The sequence below is a fragment of the Streptomyces cyaneochromogenes genome (assembly GCF_003963535.1).
Lineage (GTDB): Bacteria > Actinomycetota > Actinomycetes > Streptomycetales > Streptomycetaceae > Streptomyces > Streptomyces shaanxiensis.
The window spans coordinates 5158556-5176034 of sequence record NZ_CP034539.1; the positions used below are offsets into that span (position 1 = coordinate 5158556).

15 protein-coding genes and 1 tRNA gene are annotated in these 17479 nt (G+C 70.6%); 7 read left to right on the forward strand and 9 right to left on the reverse strand.

Translation table 11 applies throughout. From position 1 onward, the window contains the following. Positions 1-136 precede the first annotated feature (136 nt). The 6 genes from pknB to EJ357_RS23450 form a co-directional block, all read right to left on the reverse strand. On the reverse strand, positions 137-2137 hold the full coding sequence (gene pknB / locus EJ357_RS23420; protein ID WP_126393524.1) for a Stk1 family PASTA domain-containing Ser/Thr kinase: 2001 nt from the start codon (positions 2135-2137) through the stop codon (positions 137-139). 170 nt (positions 2138-2307) lie between these two features. After that, a complete protein-coding gene (locus EJ357_RS23430; protein ID WP_126393525.1) occupies positions 2308-3780 on the reverse strand; it encodes a peptidoglycan D,D-transpeptidase FtsI family protein in 1473 nt (490 codons plus the stop codon). Beyond that, a complete protein-coding gene (locus EJ357_RS23435) occupies positions 3777-5225 on the reverse strand; it encodes an FtsW/RodA/SpoVE family cell cycle protein (RefSeq protein ID WP_126393526.1) in 1449 nt (482 codons plus the stop codon). The genes EJ357_RS23430 and EJ357_RS23435 overlap by 4 nt, the downstream gene beginning before the upstream one ends. Positions 5226-5252: 27 nt before the next feature. Beyond that, positions 5253-6839, reverse strand: coding sequence for a Stp1/IreP family PP2C-type Ser/Thr phosphatase (locus EJ357_RS23440; RefSeq protein ID WP_126399872.1), 1587 nt, complete (start codon positions 6837-6839; stop codon positions 5253-5255). Positions 6840-6929: 90 nt separating this feature from the next. Beyond that, complete coding sequence (locus tag EJ357_RS23445; RefSeq protein WP_062721291.1) at positions 6930-7442, reverse strand: FHA domain-containing protein FhaB/FipA; 513 nt, start codon at positions 7440-7442, stop codon at positions 6930-6932. Between the two features lie 10 nt (positions 7443-7452). Then, positions 7453-8322: an FhaA domain-containing protein gene (locus tag EJ357_RS23450; protein ID WP_126393527.1), complete on the reverse strand. Its 870-nt coding sequence runs from the start codon at positions 8320-8322 to the stop codon at positions 7453-7455. Positions 8323-8852: 530 nt separating this feature from the next. On the opposite strand from EJ357_RS23450, the gene EJ357_RS23455 reads away from it, so the two are divergent. Continuing rightward, a tRNA-Leu gene (locus EJ357_RS23455) sits at positions 8853-8936 on the forward strand. Between the two features lie 132 nt (positions 8937-9068). Here the strand turns inward: EJ357_RS23455 and EJ357_RS23460 are convergent. Beyond that, a complete protein-coding gene (locus tag EJ357_RS23460) occupies positions 9069-9431 on the reverse strand; it encodes a DUF1304 domain-containing protein (RefSeq protein WP_126393528.1) in 363 nt (120 codons plus the stop codon). Positions 9432-9791: 360 nt separating this feature from the next. Here EJ357_RS23460 and EJ357_RS23465 point away from each other — a divergent pair, with 360 nt between their 5' ends. Further along, on the forward strand, positions 9792-11096 hold the full coding sequence (locus EJ357_RS23465) for a glycosyltransferase 87 family protein (protein WP_228473140.1): 1305 nt from the start codon (positions 9792-9794) through the stop codon (positions 11094-11096). Between the two features lie 30 nt (positions 11097-11126). Continuing rightward, the gene (locus tag EJ357_RS23470; RefSeq protein ID WP_126393529.1) at positions 11127-11306 is read left to right on the forward strand and encodes a hypothetical protein; all 180 of its coding nucleotides are present in this window, start codon (positions 11127-11129) and stop codon (positions 11304-11306) included. A 173-nt stretch (positions 11307-11479) separates the two neighbouring features. Here the strand turns inward: EJ357_RS23470 and EJ357_RS23475 are convergent, their stop codons facing one another. After that, a complete protein-coding gene (locus tag EJ357_RS23475; protein ID WP_126393530.1) occupies positions 11480-12130 on the reverse strand; it encodes an FMN-dependent NADH-azoreductase in 651 nt (216 codons plus the stop codon). 149 nt (positions 12131-12279) lie between these two features. On the opposite strand from EJ357_RS23475, the gene EJ357_RS23480 reads away from it, so the two are divergent. From EJ357_RS23480 to EJ357_RS23495, 4 genes are all read left to right on the forward strand, one after another. Then, positions 12280-12645, forward strand: a complete 366-nt coding sequence (locus EJ357_RS23480; protein ID WP_126393531.1) for a winged helix-turn-helix transcriptional regulator — start codon at positions 12280-12282, stop codon at positions 12643-12645. A gap of 234 nt (positions 12646-12879) precedes the next feature. Then, positions 12880-14385: a DUF2252 domain-containing protein gene (locus EJ357_RS23485; RefSeq protein WP_126393532.1), complete on the forward strand. Its 1506-nt coding sequence runs from the start codon at positions 12880-12882 to the stop codon at positions 14383-14385. A 326-nt stretch (positions 14386-14711) separates the two neighbouring features. After that, on the forward strand, positions 14712-15617 hold the full coding sequence (locus tag EJ357_RS23490; RefSeq protein ID WP_126393533.1) for a J domain-containing protein: 906 nt from the start codon (positions 14712-14714) through the stop codon (positions 15615-15617). A 187-nt stretch (positions 15618-15804) separates the two neighbouring features. Then, on the forward strand, positions 15805-16134 hold the full coding sequence (locus EJ357_RS23495; RefSeq protein WP_126399875.1) for a rhodanese-like domain-containing protein: 330 nt from the start codon (positions 15805-15807) through the stop codon (positions 16132-16134). A gap of 19 nt (positions 16135-16153) precedes the next feature. Here EJ357_RS23495 and EJ357_RS23500 read toward each other — a convergent pair whose 3' ends face one another. Further along, the gene (locus EJ357_RS23500; RefSeq protein ID WP_126393534.1) at positions 16154-17287 is read right to left on the reverse strand and encodes an acyl-CoA dehydrogenase family protein; all 1134 of its coding nucleotides are present in this window, start codon (positions 17285-17287) and stop codon (positions 16154-16156) included. Positions 17288-17479: the final 192 nt, after the last annotated feature.

A 17479-nucleotide genomic window follows, 5' to 3' on the forward strand; every position in this document is an offset into this window, starting at 1 on the left:
CAACGAGTCATGAAATAAGAAGACACGATCGAGGAAGGAATGAATGTCCGATAGCGGTGCGCGGCCGCGGGAGCCGGACATGGCTGAGCCCCGGCGCCCTGTTCCGGGCACCGGGGCTCACTCACGTGCGTCGGTGTCAGTCCTCCGTACGGGCCGCCGTTCCGGTCACGCCGCCGAAGATCTGGCCGCCGTCGTTGCCGCCGTTGTTGTTGCCGCCCTGGTCGACGGCGACAAGGTTGACCGCGGTGCCCGGGGCGACCGGGGTGTTCGGCTGGGGGTCCTGGGCGAGGACGACCGCGTTGTCGTCCTGGGAGCCCTGGATGTTGCCGACCGTCAGGCCCGCGCCCTCGATGGCCTTCCTGGCGTCCTTCAGGGACAGCTGGGTCACGCTCGGCACGGCCACCTGCTGCTGCTCGGCAGCCTTGCCGATCTGGATGTCAACCGAGGAGTTCTTGTCGGCCGTGCTACCCGCCGTGGGCGTGGTGGCGATGACCTTGCCGACCTGGTTCGGGTCCTGGGTCTCCACTTCGGAGCAGTTGCCGACCAGATCGTTCGCCGTCATCTGGGCCTTGGCCTCGTCGCAGGTCTTGCCGAGGACGTCCGGGACGGTGGACTTCGCCGCCTCCTTGGCGACGGTGAGGGTGATCGTCGAGCCCTTCTCCTGCTCGGTGCCCCCCTCGGGGTCCTGGCTGATGACCACGCCGGGGGTCCGTTCGGACTCCTCGGTCTTCTGCTCGACTTCGAAGCCCTTGTCCTCGAGGTCGGCCTTGGCCTCCTTGTACTGCTGGCCCTCCACGTCCGGCACGCTGACCTTCGGGGCGCCGGTCGAGACCACGACGTTGACGGTGGTGCCCTTCTTGACCTTCTCCCCGAACGCCGGGTCCTGCGAGCAGATCTTGCCTGTGCTCTGGTCTTCGCAGGGCTTCTTCGTCGGGACCAGTGTGAGGTCGCTGTTGGACGCCTGTTTCTCGGCCTCGCTCAGCGTCTGGCCCCTGAAGTTCGGCACCGGCACCGTGTCATTGGCCACGCCGTCGCCGTCGAACACCCACTTGCCGATCAGCACCGCGCCCACGAGGACCAGCACCGCGGCGACGACCAGCAGGACCGTCGAGGTGTTGGACTTCTTCTGGCGGCGCCGGTCCACGCGGTCGTCGTAGCCGTAGCCGCCGTCGTCCGGGTTCATGGGCGGCAGCATCGACGTGGCGCCGGCGTCCGTGGCGCGCAGGGCCGTGGTCGGCTGGTCGTCGGGGTAGCCGCCGTAGCCCACCGAGCCCATCGCGGCCGTGGCGGCGACGGGCTGGCCGTCGAGGCAGGCCTCGATGTCGGCGCGCATCTCGTCGGCCGACTGGTAGCGGTAGTTCGGGTCCTTGACCAGTGCCTTGAGGACGATGGCGTCCATCTCGGGCGTGATCTCGGGGTCGAAGACCGACGGCGCCTGCGCCTCTTCACGCACGTGCTGGTAGGCGACGGCCACCGGGGAGTCGCCCACGAACGGTGGGCGGACCGTCAGGAGCTCGTAGAGGAGACAGCCGGTCGAGTACAGGTCGGACCGGTTGTCGACCTGCTCGCCCTTCGCCTGCTCCGGAGAGAGGTACTGGGCGGTGCCGATGACGGCCGCGGTCTGGGTCATCGTCATGCCGGAGTCGCCCATGGCGCGGGCGATGCCGAAGTCCATCACCTTGACCTGGCCGTTGCGCGTCAGCATGACGTTCGCCGGCTTGATGTCTCGGTGGACGATGCCGCTGCGGTGGGCGTACTCCAGGCCCTGGAGGATGCCGATGGTCATCTCCATGGCCCGCTCCGGCAGCAGCTTGCGACCGGAGTGGAGCAGCTCGCGGAGCGTGGACCCGTCTACGTACTCCATGACGATGTACGGGATCGACACGTTGTCGATGTAGTCCTCGCCCGTGTCGTAGACCGCGACGATCGCGGGATGGTTGAGCGAGGCGGCCGACTGGGCCTCCCGGCGGAACCGGGCCTGGAAGGACGGGTCGCGCGCAAGGTCCGCGCGCAGCGTCTTCACCGCCACGGTGCGGCCGAGGCGGGTGTCATGCGCGAGGTAGACCTCCGCCATGCCACCACGACCGAGCACCTGGCCCAGTTCGTACCGGCCGCCGAGGCGACGCGGCTCTTCCATAAGCTACCTACCAGCCCTCTCCGTCGGTCCCGACCTCACCCTTGTGGGTGCGTCGGTGTGCCGTCCGGGCATACCGTACCCGGCTCATCTTGTGTGACCTGGCCAAGCCCGTAACCCGATACAGGACCGGTATCGCAACGTGCACCGATGTGAAAGGGACGTGAGCGGGGTCACTTCTTGCTGTTGATGACCGCCTCCATGACGCTCTTGGCGATGGGGGCCGCGAGACCGCCACCGGAGATGTCGTCGCGGACCGCCTTCTCGTCCTCGATCACCACGGCCACGGCGACCGGCGAGCTGCCGTCGTCGGCCTTGGCGTAGGAGATGAACCACGCGTACGGGTTCTCGCTGTTGTCCACGCCGTGCTGGGCGGTACCGGTCTTGCCGCCCACCTTGACGCCGTCGATCTGTGCGTTCTTGCCGGTGCCGTCCTCGACGACCGTCTCCATCATCGACTGCAGGATCTGCGCGTTCTCCGCCGACAGCGGCTTGCTCAGCTCCTCGGGGTCGGTCTTCTCGAGCGGGTCGAGGTTGTGCGTCTGGACCTCGTCGACCATGTACGGCTTCATCAACGTGCCGTCGTTGGCGACGGCCGAGGCGACCATGGCCATCTGCAGCGGGGTGGCGGCGGTGTTGAACTGGCCGATGGAGGACAGCGCGGTCTCCGAGGGGTTCATGTCTTCGGAGAAGACCGAGGCGCTGGTGCGGATCGGCGTGAACTGCTCCTCGGTGAAGCCGAACTTCTTGGCCTCTTCCAGCATCTTCTCGTTGCCGAGGTCGGAGCCGACCTTGCCGAAGACGGTGTTGCAGGAGTACTGCAGGGCGACTCGCAGGGTCGCGTTCTCGCAGGGGATGTTCCCCTCGTTCTTCAGCACGGTCGTGGTGCCCGGCATGGTCCACGGCAGGGGCGTCTTGGTCTTCTGGTCGGCCTCCGTGTAGAGGCCGTTCTCCAGCGCCGCGGCCGCGGTGACGACCTTGAAGGTCGAGCCGGGCGGGTAGACCTCGCGCAGGGCCCGGTTGAGCATCGGGTCGTCCGGGTTGGTCTTCTTCTGGAGCTTCGCCCAGGCCTCTTCGTCGGAGGTGCTGCCGCCGGCGATGGTCGACGGGTCGTACGACGGGAAGGAGGCCAGCGCCAGGATCTTGCCGGTGGTCGGCTCGATGGCGGCGACGGCACCCTTGCCGCCCTGCTTCTTCAGGCCGTTGTAGGCGGCCTTCTGCGCGGCGGCGTTGAGGGTGGTGACGACGTTGCCGCCCTCCTTCTCCTTCCCCGTGATCATGTCGAGGGTGTTGCGGAAGAAGAGCCGGTCGTCGGTGCCGCTGAGGATGCCGTCGTTGATGGACTCGAGCTGGTTGGCGCCGTAGGCCTGCGAGACGAAGCCGGTGACGGGCGCCCACATCGCGCCGTCCTTGTAGGTGCGCTTGTACTTGAAGTCGCCCTTGGTCTCCGTGTACCCGGTGATCGGGTTGCCGCCGACGATGATGTCGCCGCGGGGTGTGGCGTAGCGGGCGATGAGGACGCGGCGGTTCTTGGGGTCGTCCTTGAGGCTGTTCGCCTTGACGTACTGGAGCCAGTTGTCCCGGATGAGCAGGGTGAGGATCAACAGGCCGCAGAAGACGGCGATCCGGCGCAGTGGCTTGTTCACGGTCGGACCACCTGCGTCATCTCGGCGTCAGGGTTGGGGGCGGGGGCGGGGGCCGGACGGCGGGCGGTGTCGCTGATGCGCATCAGGATGCCGATGAGGGCCCAGTTGGCGAGCACCGAGGAACCGCCGTAGGCCAGGAAGGGCATGGTCATACCGGTCAGCGGGATGAGGCCCATGACACCGCCGGCCACGACGAAGACCTGGAGTGCGAAGGCGCCGGACAGGCCGACGGCCAGCAGCTTGCCGAAGGGGTCGCGGGCGGCGAGTGCGGTGCGTACGCCGCGTTCCACGATCAGGGCGTAGATCAGCAGGATCGCCATGACGCCGGCCAGGCCCAGTTCCTCGCCGAAGGTGGCGAGGATGAAGTCGGAGTTGGCGGCGAAGCGGATGAGCTCGGAGTGGCCCTGGCCCCAGCCGGTGCCCAGGGTGCCACCCGAGCCGAAGGCCCACAGGGCCTGCATGGCCTGCTCGGAGTGGAGGATGCCGTCGTTGCTCCCGTTGCGGCTGAGCATGTACTCGCGCATCGGATCGAGCCAGGCCTGGACGCGTGTCTGGATGTGGGGTTCGAAGCTCGCCACGCCGACGGCGCCCACGGCGGACATCAGCAGACCGAAGACGATCCAGCTGGTCCGCTCTGTGGCGACGTACAGCATGATGACGAACATTCCGAAGAACAGCAGCGACGTGCCGAGGTCCGTCTCGAAGACCAGGATGAGGATCGAAATCGCCCAGACGACCAGGATCGGGCCGAGGTCGCGGCCACGCGGCAGGTACAGGCCCATGAAGCGGCGGCTGGCGAGGGCGAGGGCGTCGCGCTTGACCATCAGGTAGCCGGCGAAGAAGACCGCGAGGACGATCTTCGCGAACTCACCGGGCTGGACGGAGCCGAGGCCGGGGACGCGGATCCAGATCTTGGCGCCGAAGACGTCGGCTCCGAGTCCGGGCACCAGGGGCAGCAGGAGCAGCACCAGAGCGACGAACATCGAGATGTAGGTGTAGCGCTGGAGGGCGCGGTGGTCCTTCAGGAAGATCAGAACCACAACGAACATGGCGATGCCCAGCGCGGTGTAGAGCAGTTGGCGGGGCGCGGCAGTGACGTAGTTGGGCAGCGACTGCAGCAGCTTCGACTGGTCCAGCCGCCAGATGGCGACCAGCCCGAGACCATTCAGCAGCGTCGCCAGCGGCAGCAGCAGCGGGTCCGCATACGGTGCGAACTTGCGTACGACGAGATGGCCGATGCCGGCCAGCAGGCCGAGGCCTATGCCGTAGCTGAGGAGGCCGGCCGGCACCTCGTCGTTGATCGCCAGGCCCACGTTGGCGTAGGCGAACACCGGGATGACAACCGCGAACACCAGCAGCGCGAGTTCGGTGTTGCGCCGGCTCGGCGCGCCGATCGCGCCGATGGTGGACGTGTGGTGGGTCGGCGAGTTCGTAGTACTGCTCATCGTGTGACGGGGCCTCTCACGGCTTGCCTACTGCGTACCGCAGTTCGTGACGACCTTCTGCTCTTCCTCCGAGAGTGTGGGGCCGGGGCTTGGGGTCGCAGTCGGTGTCGGGGAGGTGGAGGGGGGCGGGGTGGTCGAGGGCTCGGAGGCCGAGGGGTTCGGCGTCGATGTCGCCTTGGACGTAAGGGAGGTACGGCTGGTTCCCGTGGTTCCTCCGGCCTCGCCTTCGCCGGTCCCGGCGTTCTTGTCGCTCTCGGCGGACTGCTGCGCGGACCGCTTCTTGCATGCGGAGGCCTGCACGGAGAGCTCGTCGATTTTCTTCTGGGCGTCCTTCAGGCCGCCCTCGGCGATGGTCGCCTCGACCGACTTCTGCCAGACCGGCGGCAGGTACTTGAGTTCGATCTCGGGGTGGTCCTTCTCCACCTCCGACAGCGACACCCAGGCCAGGTCCTGGCTGATGCCCTGGTAGAGGGCGACGTGGTCGCCGTTGACGCCGACGTAGTACTGCGTCTGCGTCCAGCGCCAGCCGCCGTAGAGGCCGCCGCCGATCACACCGAGTGCGAGGGCGATGTAGAAGGATCTCTTCAGCCACTTGCGGCCCTTGCGGGGTTTGACGAAGTCGTCGTCGGTGTAGTCGCCGAAGCTTCCCGCGGGGATGTAGCCGGTGGTGTCGCCGGAGCCGGGCGGGCCGAACTCGCCGCCTCCGCCGCCCTGTCCGGGCACCTGGCGGCCGAGCCCGGAGGCGCGGCCGGCCGGGGTCTGCATGATGCCGTTGTCGTGCAGGTGGTGCTGCTGGTTCTCGGCGACCGCGCCGACCACGACGGGGGTGTCGGACAGCTGGCCGGCGAGGGTGTCACCGGTGTCCAGGTCGAGGACGTCGGCGACGATCACGGTGATGTTGTCGGGGCCGCCGCCGCGCAGCGCGAGCTGGATGAGTTCCTGGACGGTCTCCTGGGGGCCCTGGTAGCTGGCGAGGGTGTCCTCCAGGGTCTGGTGGGACACGACGCCGGACAGGCCGTCGGAGCAGATCAGGTACCGGTCGCCGGCGCGGACCTCGCGGATGGACAGGTCGGGCTCGACGTGGTCGCCGCTGCCCAGCGCGCGCATCAGCAGGGAGCGCTGCGGGTGGGTGGTGGCTTCCTCTTCGGTGATGCGGCCCTCGTCGACGAGGCGCTGCACCCAGGTGTGGTCCTGGGTGATCTGCGTGAGGACGCCGTCGCGCAGGAGGTAGGCGCGGGAGTCGCCGACGTGGACGAGGCCGAGGCGCTGTCCGGTCCACAGCAGGGCGGTGAGCGTGGTGCCCATGCCTTCGAGCTGGGGGTCTTCCTCGACCATCGAGCGCAGCTGGTCGTTGGCGCGCTGGACGGCCGTACCGAGCGAGGTGAGGACGTCGGAGCCGGGGATGTCGTCGTCGAGGGCGACGATGGTGGAGATGGCCTCGGAGGAGGCGACCTCGCCCGCGGCCGCGCCGCCCATGCCGTCGGCGATGGCGAGCAGGCGGGGTCCGGCGTATCCGGAGTCCTCGTTGCCCTCGCGGATCATGCCTTTGTGCGATCCGGCGGCGAAGCGCAGTGACAGACTCATGCGCACCTCGCCCGTCGGCTCCGGGTACATCCGCACGGTGCCCACCCTCCGGTCGGGAGCGCGCCGGGGCCCGTGGTGTGGGCCACCGCTGCGTGCTCGCTCCGCTCGCTCATTGTCGTACTACTTCCGCAGCTCGATGACGGTCTTGCCGATGCGGATCGGCGCGCCCAGCGGAATCGGTGTCGGGGTCGTCAGCCGCGTTCGGTCGAGGTACGTGCCGTTGGTGGAGCCGAGGTCCTCGACGATCCACTGGCCGTCGCGGTCCGGGTAGATCCTGGCATGCCTGCTGGAGGCGTAGTCGTCGTCCAGCACGATCGTGCTGTCGTGTGCCCGGCCCAGAGTGATGGTCTGGCCCTGGAGCGCGACGGTGGTGCCGGTGAGGGTGCCCTCGGACACGACCAGCTTGGTGGGGGCGTTACGGCGCTGGCGGCCGCCGCCCTGCTGGCCGCGCTGCTGAGGCGGTGCCGCCTGGCGTGCGGCCTGCTGCGGTCGGGCGGCCTCGCGGCGCGCGCCGCGCTGGGTGACGCGCGTACCGAACAGGTCGCTGCGGATGACCTGCACGGCCACGATCACGAACAGCCACAGGACGGCCAGGAAACCCAGCCGCATGACCGTCAGGGTCAGCTCTGACATTGCCCCCGCTTCACCCTTCGGCTTGCCGGTAAATGATGGTGGTACTGCCCACGACGATCCGCGAGCCGTCGCGGAGCGTAGCGCGGGTGGTGTGCTGCCCGTCCACCACGATGCCGTTGGTGGACCCGAGATCCTGGATCGTCGAGGGCGTTCCGGTCCGGATCTCACAGTGCCGGCGGGAGACGCCGGGGTCGTCGATCCGCACGTCGGCCTCGGTGCTGCGACCCAGCACCAGCGTCGCGCGGGAGATCTGATGGCGTGTGCCGTTGATCTCGATCCAGTAGCGGGTGCGGCCGCCGGCCGCGGGCGCGGCGGGAGGACGCTGGCCGCCCGCGGGCTGCGGGTAGCCGTAGCCGCCGGGGCGGCCGCCGGGTGGCGGCGCGGCCGGCATGGGCGGGGCGCCGGTGGGCGCGGCGGCCGGCGGGTAGCCGTAGCCGCCCTGGCGCTGGGCACCTCCGGGCCGCCCGGCCGGGGCGGCGGGAGCCTGCGGGCTCTGCTGGTCGGTGGAGCCGGCGAGGGTGCGGCTGCGTACGCGGTACAGGCCGGTGTCGAGGTCGTCGGCCTTCTCCAGGTTGACCTTGATCGGGCCCATGAAGGTGTAGCGCTGCTGCTTGGCGTAGTCGCGCACCATGCCGGCGAGCTCGTCGCCGAGCTGGCCGGAGTAGGGGCTCAGCCGCTCGTGGTCCGGTGTGCTCAGTTCCACGATGAAGTCGTTGGGGACGACCGTGCGGTCGCGGTTCCAGATCGTGGCGTTGTTGTCGCACTCGCGCTGGAGTGCTCCCGCGATCTCCACGGGCTGGACCTCGGACTTGAACACCTTGGCGAAGGTGCCGTTGACCAGACCTTCGAGACGCTGCTCGAACTTCTTCAGGACTCCCATGAGGCACCTCCTCCGTCGTTGCCTTCGTCGTGCATCCCGCCGGGCGGGCACTGCCTTACCTGGTACTGCTTACTGATCGTATCCACGCGCCGGTAAATCGGCTGGTTCCCCCTGTCGGCCCGGTCGACGGGTGTCGACGCCCTCGAAGTTCCCTTCGGAGCTCCCCTTCGAACTCCTCACGGACACAGTCTTGCCATGGATCGTAGAGGCGGCCGCAAACCAGTGTCCCGCACCTGACTGTGGACCCCGACCGGCTCCTGGGGAGATGTGCGTTACCGGTACGAGGTTGATACGTGAACAGGTACTCGTTGATACGGAGCGGAGGGCGCCGTGGGTTGCCCGTGGCCCGGGGCGGGTCCTCGGGGCGGGCGCCGACTGTGCTGGTGGGCGGCGACGGGGCGGCAGCCCAGGGACGCAGGGGCGGCTGCCCAGGGATAAGGGATGTGAACCCACCCTGGCCGGCGTGCTAATGTTCTGGATGTCGGAAGGCGCCAAACCCCAAGGGGCACAGGCCGGAAGGCACACCCAATGCGCGGGTGGCGGAATAGGCAGACGCGCTGGATTCAGGTTCCAGTGCCCGCAAGGGCGTGGGGGTTCAACTCCCCCCTCGCGCACTCTCGAAGAGGCGGCATCGTAGACACGATGCCGCCTCTTCTGTTTGTTCTGTTGTGTTCGACACATGAGGTCGGTACAGCGCCCTCGGTGGCCGTGACCTGTGATGAAGCTCTCAGGTCACGGCAGCGGGCCTAGCCTGCCGCGATGACCGTGGCGAGCGTCACGGCGGCGGGCAGCGCCTGGGCGAAGAGGATGCGGCGGTTGGCGGTGGCCGCGCCGTAGACGCCGGCGACGACGATGCAGGACAGGAAGAAGATCTGGACCCGGTAGCCCGTCGGGTCGTCGGCGATCAGCCCCCAGATCAGGCCCGCGGCGAGGAAGCCGTTGTAGAGGCCCTGGTTGGCGGCCAGCGCCGCGGTGGAGCGGGCCATTTCGGCGTCGAAGCCGGAGAAGCGGCGGCCCGGGCCGCGCTGCCACAGGAACATCTCCAGGATCAGGATGTAGACGTGCAGCAGCGCCATGAGGGCGACGAGGACGACGGAGATCAGATGCATGCGGTGATTGTGCCGGTGCCGGCGGCGGGGTCGTGACCGTGGTCCGTCAACCGGTTGGCCGTTCGCCGTTCGTCGTTAGCTGTTCGGTGGTCGACGTTCGTCGGACTTTCGGCTGAGCCGCTGGTTTCGGGGGCCGTGAAAGGTGGCCGTTCGGCCGAGGTGGCCGGTGTGGCCTCGGCGCGAGATTGGAGCTCCCCTTCCCCAGGAGCCCACCGATGCCACCCGAATCACTCACCCCCGCCGCCGGGGCCCGGCCCGGCGGTTCCGTCCTTGCCCTCGCGCGGCAGGAGCCCTTCAGGGTGGCCGTGAGCCGTCCCGCCGAGTTCTCCGGGTGCGCCAGGACGTGTCGTTCTGGCTCGGGTGCGCGGGCTTCGCTCTGACGCTGGCTGTGGTGACGACGCTCACCCGCACCGGATCTGGGGCGTCTGCGCGGCCGTCGGGTACGCCGTCGCGGCGGAACTCGCCCGCCGCTCGCCGCGCCCCTGGGGCCGGCGCGGTGCGGTCGCCGCGCTGCTCGGATCCGTCGTGGCACCGCTGGCGCTGATGGTCACGGTGGGCGCCGGGCAGTCGGAGGTGCACGTCGTCGAGCGCGCCGGGAGCCTGCTGCTGGACTCCGGCAGCCCCTACCTGCCGCACCCGGCCGATGTCGACGACTACAACCCCTACCTGCCCGGCATGGCGCTCTTCGGAATACCCCACGCGCTGTTCGGCGGTACGCCGCTCGCGGATGCCCGGGTGTGGTTCTGCGCGGCGTTCCTGGCGTGCATGGTGGTCTCGGCCATGAGGTCGGGGCGTAACGGCCTTTGGCGGGACTGGGCTTCGGGCGGTGGGTTGGCACGCGGGACATCGGGCAGGGCCCTCGCGCACGGGATCTCCGGCAGCACGGCAGGCGCAACGTCGAGCGTGAACGCCGTGCTGCCCTTCGCGGCCTTTCCGGCCGTCGCGCTGCCGCTGGCCGTCGGCGGGGTCGACCTGCCGGTGATCGGGCTGATGTGCCTGGGGCTGGCGCTGGCCGGCCGGGGCGGGTCCGGTACATCGGTGGGGCTGGCGATGGGTGCCGCGGCCGCGCTGAAGTGGACCGCCTGGCCGCTGCTGCCGGTGGGGCTGGTGCTGCTCGCGGTGACGGCGGGGTGGCGGGCGGCCGTACGGGCCGGGGTCGTCGCCGTGCTGGTGGCCGCGCCGGCCGTGGTGCCGGTGGCCCTGGCGAACCCGCACGCCTTCGTCGAGCACGTGGTGCTCTTCCCGCTCGGCGAGGGCGGGGTGCGCTCGCCGGCGACCAGCCCACTGCCCGGCTGCCTGCTGGCCTCGTACGTCCCCGGGGGCTCCGTCCTCGCCATGGCCGCCCTCGCGGCCGCCGCGGTCGGCGTGGCGGTGTCGTTGGCGGTACGCCCGCCTCGGACCGTCGTCGCCGCGGCGGACCGGCTGGCGATCGGGTCGGGGCTGGCGATGTGCCTGATACCGGCGACGCGGTTCGGGTACCTGGTCTATCCGCTGGTGCTGGCCGTGTGGTTCCGGCGCACGGAGCTGGTGATGGCTGTCCGGCGGGTGGGGCGGCTGGTGCGGGGTGGGCGGAAGGTGAAGGGCGGGCCGAGGGTGGGGCAGGAGCGGCGCGTGGATGCGCGTTTGGTGGAGGAAGAGCGTTTGGTGGGGGTTGGGTGTGGGTGAGGGGCGGGGGTGCGTCTCGGGGGAGTGCGGGTGGTGCTTGAGCGCCGGGACGCCTGTCTGGTGCGGGTCACCGTGCTCGCGGTGGTCGGGCTCGTCGTGGCGCTGCTTCTTCCGTCGACGGCGGGGCAGCGGCCGGCCGGGGATCTGCCGGGAGCCTCAATCGGTGCGTCGGTGCGGGAAGGCGGCGCGACTGCGGGCGAGGCGTCGTAGCGGGGGCTTCGCGGCAGGCGGCCTGTCCGGCTTCCCGCCGCGCGTACCCCCGGTCGCCGACCCGCTGACCCGCTGAGCGCCCGAGGTGCCGGCCGCCGACCCGTCGACCGCCCGAGGTGCCGGCCGCCGACCCCCGCAGCACGGGCCTACGCGCGCGTGCGGCCCGACCCGCGCTACGCCGCGAGCCGCTGTGCCAGGCGCTTGGCCTTCGTGGTGGCCTCGTCGAGGGCGCGTTCGCGGGAGGCCTCGAAGAGGGGGACGAGGTCGGTCATCTCCGGGTTGACCGGGGCCATCGTGAGCTCCGGGACGATGAAGTCGAGGTCGGCGCCGAGGAAGTCGGCGAGGACCGCGGACAGGTAGTTCTGCACGTACTCGTAGCCCTCACGCGGCGTGCCCGGCCCGTACGCGCCGCCCCGGCTGGCGACCACGGTGACCGGGGTGCCCTTGACCGACTGGGCATTGCCCGCCGTACGGCCCATCAGGACCACGTTGTCCAGCCACGCCTTCAGCGTCGACGGGATCGTCAGGTTGTACATCGGGGCGCCGATCAGCACGGCGTCCGCGCGCTCCAGTTCCTCGATCAGCGTCAGCCGCTGCGCGAAGGCCGCGGCCTGCTCGGGGCTGTGCGTGGCCGGATCGGAGAAGCCGGCGGTGTGGGCGTGGGCGGTGATGTGGGGCACGGGGTTCGTGGCGAGGTCGCGGTGGATCACCGTGCCCTGCGGGTGCTGTTCCCGCCAGGTGCGGCGGAAGGCGTCGGTGACGGCCCGGGAGGAGGAGGCGTCGGCCGGGAAGACCGAGGAGTCGATGTGCAGGAGCGTTGCCATGGGGGTCTCCAGAGGGGAGGGCGTGGACGGGCGCACCAGCTGAGGCCCGGTACACGCCGCCGAGCGGACTGAAAATTCGTACTCGACTATGGATAACACAGTCACTTACTTTTTTTCATCCCCATACGGCAGGGCAGTACCCTGGGCGCATGGCGGCGGGTGAGCAGAAGCACGACGTAGCGGCGTGCAAGCGGGTCGACGAGGGCATCAACCGCGTCTTCCAACTCCTCGGAAAGCGCTGGACCGGCCCGATCGTGTCCGTCCTGACCGCGGGGCCCGCGTACTTCGTCGCCCTGCGCCGGGCGATCCCCGGCATCAGCGAGCGCATGCTCTCCGACCGGCTCACCGAGCTCGCGGCCGCGGGGCTGGTGGTGCGTGAGGTGTACGAGGGGCCTCCGCTGCGGGTGGTGTACCGGCTGACGGAGGCGGGTGCGGCGCTGGGGCCTGCGCTCACGGAGCTCGGGGAATGGGCGAGGAAGCATCTGCCGGACGGGGGGCGGGGCGAGGGCTGCTGAGGCCGGGCCTCCGTGGGGTGACCATGGGGTTGTTCAGGCCGGGCATTCGAGGGGCTTTCAGGCAGGCATCCGAGGCTGCTGCTCAGGCAGCCGGCCGGTGCTGCTGGGGGCGGGCTTGCGCCGTGCGGGTTTTCCACAGGCGCGGAGTTGTCCACAGGGTCTGACGAGTTTCGGCCACCGGTTGTAACGTCGGCACGAGTTGATGTTCGTGCGTGAGCGGGGGAGGCGATCGGTATGACCGAGGTCGGTGCGGAGACTGCGGCGGGTGCCGAGACCGCGGCGGAGACGGCTGCGGCGGAGGTGGCTGCGGTGGATACGGCTGCGGTGACGTCGGATTCGCCGTCGAAGTCCGTGGCGCGTCGGCTGCCCCGGGTCGGCGGCTTCGCGGAGTGGCCCGGTGGTGGGTCGCCCAAGGAGGAGGGCAAGGCGCTGCGCAGGCGAGTCCCGCGTGGCGATCACGCGGTCCTCGATCTGGACGCCGCCCGCCCCGACGCGGTGGCCGCCGTCGAGGAGTCCAACCTGGGCCGCCTGCCCGAGCTCACCCCGATAAGGGTCGGCCGGATGGCGGCGACGCCCTTCGCGTTTCTGCGCGGCTCGGCGGGGCTCATGGCCTACGACCTCGCCCGCACCCCCATGACCCGGATCCGCGCCCAGATCTGCGGCGACGCGCACGCGGGGAACTTCGGCCTGTACGCGGACGCGCGCGGCGGCCTGGTCATCGACCTGAACGACTTCGACGAGACGCTGTCCGGCCCCTGGGAGTGGGACCTCAAGCGGCTCGCCGCCTCGCTCGTACTGGCGGGCCGGGAAGCCGGCGCGGACGAGGAGCGGTGCCGCAAGGCGGCCAACGACACGGTCGGTGCCTACCGGCGCACCATGCGACTGCTGTCCAAGCTTCCGGTGCTGGACGCGTGGAACGCGATCGCGGACGAGGAGCTCGTCTCCCACACCGACGCCCATGACCTGATCGGCACGCTGGAGCGGGTCGCGGAGAAGGCACGGGCCAACACCAGCGGGCGCTTCGCGGCGAGGTCGACCGAGCCGACCGAGGACGGCGGCCGCCGCTTCGTCGACGCACCGCCGGTGCTGCGCCGGGTCCCCGACGAGGAGGCGGCCGCCGTGGCGGCGTCGCTGGAGAGCTACGTCACCACGCTCTCCGAGGACCGCCACCCCCTCCTGTCCCGCCACGCGGTGCACGACGTGGCGTTCCGCGTGGTGGGTACGGGCAGCGTGGGCACACGCTCGTACGTCGTGCTGCTCCTGGACCACCGGGGCGAGTCGCTGGTCCTCCAGGTGAAGGAGGCCCGGTCCTCGGCGCTCGTCCCGCACTTGGTGACGGCCGGTTTCGAGGCGCCGGAGGTGGAGCACGAGGGGCGGCGCGTGGTGCTCGGCCAGAAGCGGATGCAGGTGGTCAGCGACATCCTGCTGGGCTGGACGACGGTCGACGGACTCCCCTTCCAGGTACGCCAGTTCCGCAACCGCAAGGGCAGCGTCGACCCGGCCGCGCTGGCCGCCGACCAGATAGACGACTACGCCCGCATGACCGGCGCCCTCCTGGCCCGGGCCCACTCCCACAGCGCCGACCCCCGCCTGATCTCCGGCTACTGCGGAAAGAACGAGGAGCTGGACGAGGCGATCGCCGCATTCGCCGTCGCCTACGCCGACCGCACGGAAGCGGACCACGCGGCACTGGTGGCAGCAGTGCGGGCCGGGCGGATCGCGGCTGAGATGGGCGTGTGAGCAGCGGCTCGCTCCTGGCGAGCGTCGGTGGCGTGCGGCGAGCTTGACGGCGGGTCCGGCGACCGGGGGTCCAGCAACGGTGTCCGTCGACGCCGGGTTCGATGGGCTGAACCGGAAGCGTCGGCCCGCTCACTGATCCTGCGCGGTCACCGATCTCGCCCGGTCACCGATCTCCCCCGGTCACCGGTTTGGCCGCCGGTCTGGCCCGGCTACCCATCGGCCTGGCCGCCCGGCCGCCTGGCCGCTCCCGAACGGGACGCCCATCGTGATCAAGTGGGTGCCGGAGTGTACGAAGAGCCGGGCGGGGTGTGGCCTACGCTGGTCGGGTGACGACGCCGGAAGCTGAGCAGTCCCAGGCCGAGCCCGCTGGTGCGGGGACGCGGGGCGGTGCCGAGGTGCCCGCCGGTGGAGCCGAGCAGGGTGGTGAGGCGCAGGTGACGGCCGAGGGCGATGGGGCCGGTCGGCCCGAGGAGCGGCTGGAGCGGGCCGTGCGGGCCGCCGAGCAGGCGTTGATCGAGTACGAGATCGCGGTGGAGACCTTCCGCGTCGAGGTGGAGAACTTCTCCCGGCTGCACCACCAGAAGCTCGGCCCGATGTACGCCCGCCTCGACGAGCTGGACGCCTGTATCGCCGAGGCCACGGCCGCCCGCACCGGCGACCCCGAGGACATCCGCAAGGCCGACGAGGCACGTGCGCGTGTGATGCCGATGCCCGGCGTCGAGGAGCTGTTCCACGGCTGGATGGACGGCAGCGGGCTGTTCCCGGAGGCCGAGGCGATGCTCACGGACCAGCCGGTACGGCCGCCGCAGCGGGTGCGCCCCAGCGACGAGGCCCGCAAGCTCTACCGCGAGCTGGCCCGCAAGGCCCACCCCGATCTCGCCCAGGAGGATGCCGAGCGTGCTCGGCGCGAGGAGTTCATCACCCGCGTCAACGCGGCCTACGCCCGCGGCGACGAGGTGCTGCTGCGGGAGCTGGCCGAGGAGTGGGCCGCCGGGCCCGCGCCCAAGGAGCAGGGCCCGACGCCCGCCGAGGAGCTCTACGCCCGCCTCGAATGGCTGGCCCAGCGCAAGGAGATGCTCACCCTGGTCGCGAAGGAGCTGGAGGAGAGCGCGATCGGCGCGATGCTCCGCCTCGCCCCGGACGACCCGGACCGCCTGCTGGACGAGATCGCCGAGCAGCTCCTGGCCCAGGTCGCGGAGCGGGAGGCGGCGTTGGCGGCGCTGCGCGGATAACGCAGGAGAGGCGGACGGCATCGCCTTGAGGGGCGCTGGGCTGCATCGATGTGCGGCTCCGCCGCGTGGGCGCGACCGGCCGCGACGAACCCGCAGCCTCCACAGGGCGGACCTACCCTCTCTCCGAGGAGCCCCCAACACACCCTGCAGGTCAGGTAGCGTCGGAGCCATGCATTTCGGATCTGGCGTGCCCACGGTCGAGGTCGCGGACCTCAAGGACGACGATTTCCTCCTGGACGTCCGGGAGGACGACGAGTGGCAGGCGGGCCACGCCGAAGGGGCCCTGCACATCCCCATCAGCGAGTTCGTGGCCCGGTACGGCGAGCTGACCGAGGCCGCCCCGCAGGACGGCAAGATCAATGTGATCTGCCGTTCCGGCGGGCGTTCGGCGCAGGTTGCGATGTACCTCGTCCAGCAGGGCATCGACGCCGTGAACGTCGACGGCGGCATGCAGGTGTGGGCGGCTGCGGGACGCCCCGTGGTGACGGACGAGGGCAAGCAGGGCTTCGTCCTCTGAGCCCGCCGCCCGCCGGGGCTCAGCCCAGCGGATGTGCCGCCAGCAGCTCTCCCAGCGCCTCCTCGTGCGCTGCCGCCGGGCCGAGCGCCAGCTCCAGGTGCTTGGCCCAGGCGTGGTAGCGGTGCAGCGGATAGTCGACATCGGCCCCGAAGCCGCCGTGCAGATGCTGGGCGGTCTGCACGACCCGGCGTACGCCCTCCGAGGCCCAGATCTTGGCCACGGCCACGTCCCCGGAGGCGGGCAGCGCGCCCGGCGCCCCCGACGCGATCCGCCACGCGGCCTGCCACAGCGTGGCCTCCATCGCACGCAGGTCGATGTAGCGGTCGGCGGACTGCACGGCGACCGCCTGGAACGTGGCGATCGGATACCCGAACTGCTCCCGCTTGCTCGCGTACTGCGAGGTCATCCCCAGCACCCGCTCACCCAGCCCGAGCGCCAGCGCACAGGTCCCCGTGGCGAGCAGCTCCCGCAGCCACTCCCACGCCCCCTCGGCGTCGATGACCTCGCGCCCCGCGAGCCGCACCGACTCCAGCCGCAGCTCCCCCAGCCGCTCCCCACTGGTCGAGAACTGCTCGCCGAGCGAGGCCCCCTCCGCCCCGCGCGGCACCAGCGCGAGGACGGTCCGGTCGACGGCCGTACGGGCCGGCACGACGACGAGATCGGTGTCGTACGCCCAGGGCACCGCGGTCTGCACGCCGTCCAGCACCCACCCGGCACCGTCCTGCCGAGCGGTCACCGCGAACTCGGCCGGGTCGTGGCCGGTGCGGCCGTGCGCGGCGACCGTCAGCACGGCTTCCCCGCGTCCCGCCCGCGCGAGCAGCTCGGCCTTCAGTTCAGGGCTGCCGTACGCCTGGACGGCCGCCATCGCCGCGCTGCTCTCCAGCAGCGGCACCCGGGCCAGCACCTTCGCGGACTCGCGCAGCACCAGGCACAGCGCGACGGCGTCGAGGCCGGCCCCGCCGTACTCCTCCGCGAGCAGCAGGCTCAGCAGGTCCGCGTCCGCCAGGCGACGCCACAGCGGGCGGTCGAAGTCGTCGGCGACGGCACCCGGGGTGAGCGAGGGAGAGGGCACCGCGTCCGGCGCGACCCCGGCGAACACCCCCCGCGCCGCCTCGGCCGCCGCCTGCTGTTCCTCGGTGAAGGTGAAGTCCACGGTCCCTGCCCTCCCACACACACGGCGATCTGACGGAGCGTCAAGATAGAACAGGTTCTAGAAGAAGGGAATGCTCCTCGTAGGGCCGTGTGTGAGGGTCTCGTAGGGCACCCCTGTGACCCCCCTGGGATCCTCCGTCACCCCCGTATGGTGTGGGCAACGACGCCCGACAGGGGCTGTGCCCGGCGGGTT

Bases quoted from the DNA above. Each gene is read 5' to 3' on its own strand.
- pknB (WP_126393524.1), bottom strand. From the start codon at position 2,137: ATGGAAGAGCCGCGTCGCCTCGGCGGCCGGTACGAACTGGGCCAGGTG.
- EJ357_RS23435 (WP_126393526.1), bottom strand. From the start codon at position 5,225: ATGAGCAGTACTACGAACTCGCCGACCCACCACACGTCCACCATCGGC.
- EJ357_RS23440 (WP_126399872.1), bottom strand. From the start codon at position 6,839: ATGTACCCGGAGCCGACGGGCGAGGTGCGCATGAGTCTGTCACTGCGC.
- EJ357_RS23445 (WP_062721291.1), bottom strand. From the start codon at position 7,442: ATGTCAGAGCTGACCCTGACGGTCATGCGGCTGGGTTTCCTGGCCGTC.
- EJ357_RS23450 (WP_126393527.1), bottom strand. From the start codon at position 8,322: ATGGGAGTCCTGAAGAAGTTCGAGCAGCGTCTCGAAGGTCTGGTCAAC.
- EJ357_RS23460 (WP_126393528.1), bottom strand. From the start codon at position 9,431: ATGCATCTGATCTCCGTCGTCCTCGTCGCCCTCATGGCGCTGCTGCAC.
- EJ357_RS23475 (WP_126393530.1), bottom strand. From the start codon at position 12,130: ATGGCAACGCTCCTGCACATCGACTCCTCGGTCTTCCCGGCCGACGCC.
- EJ357_RS23480 (WP_126393531.1), top strand. From the start codon at position 12,280: ATGGCGGCGGGTGAGCAGAAGCACGACGTAGCGGCGTGCAAGCGGGTC.
- EJ357_RS23485 (WP_126393532.1), top strand. From the start codon at position 12,880: ATGACCGAGGTCGGTGCGGAGACTGCGGCGGGTGCCGAGACCGCGGCG.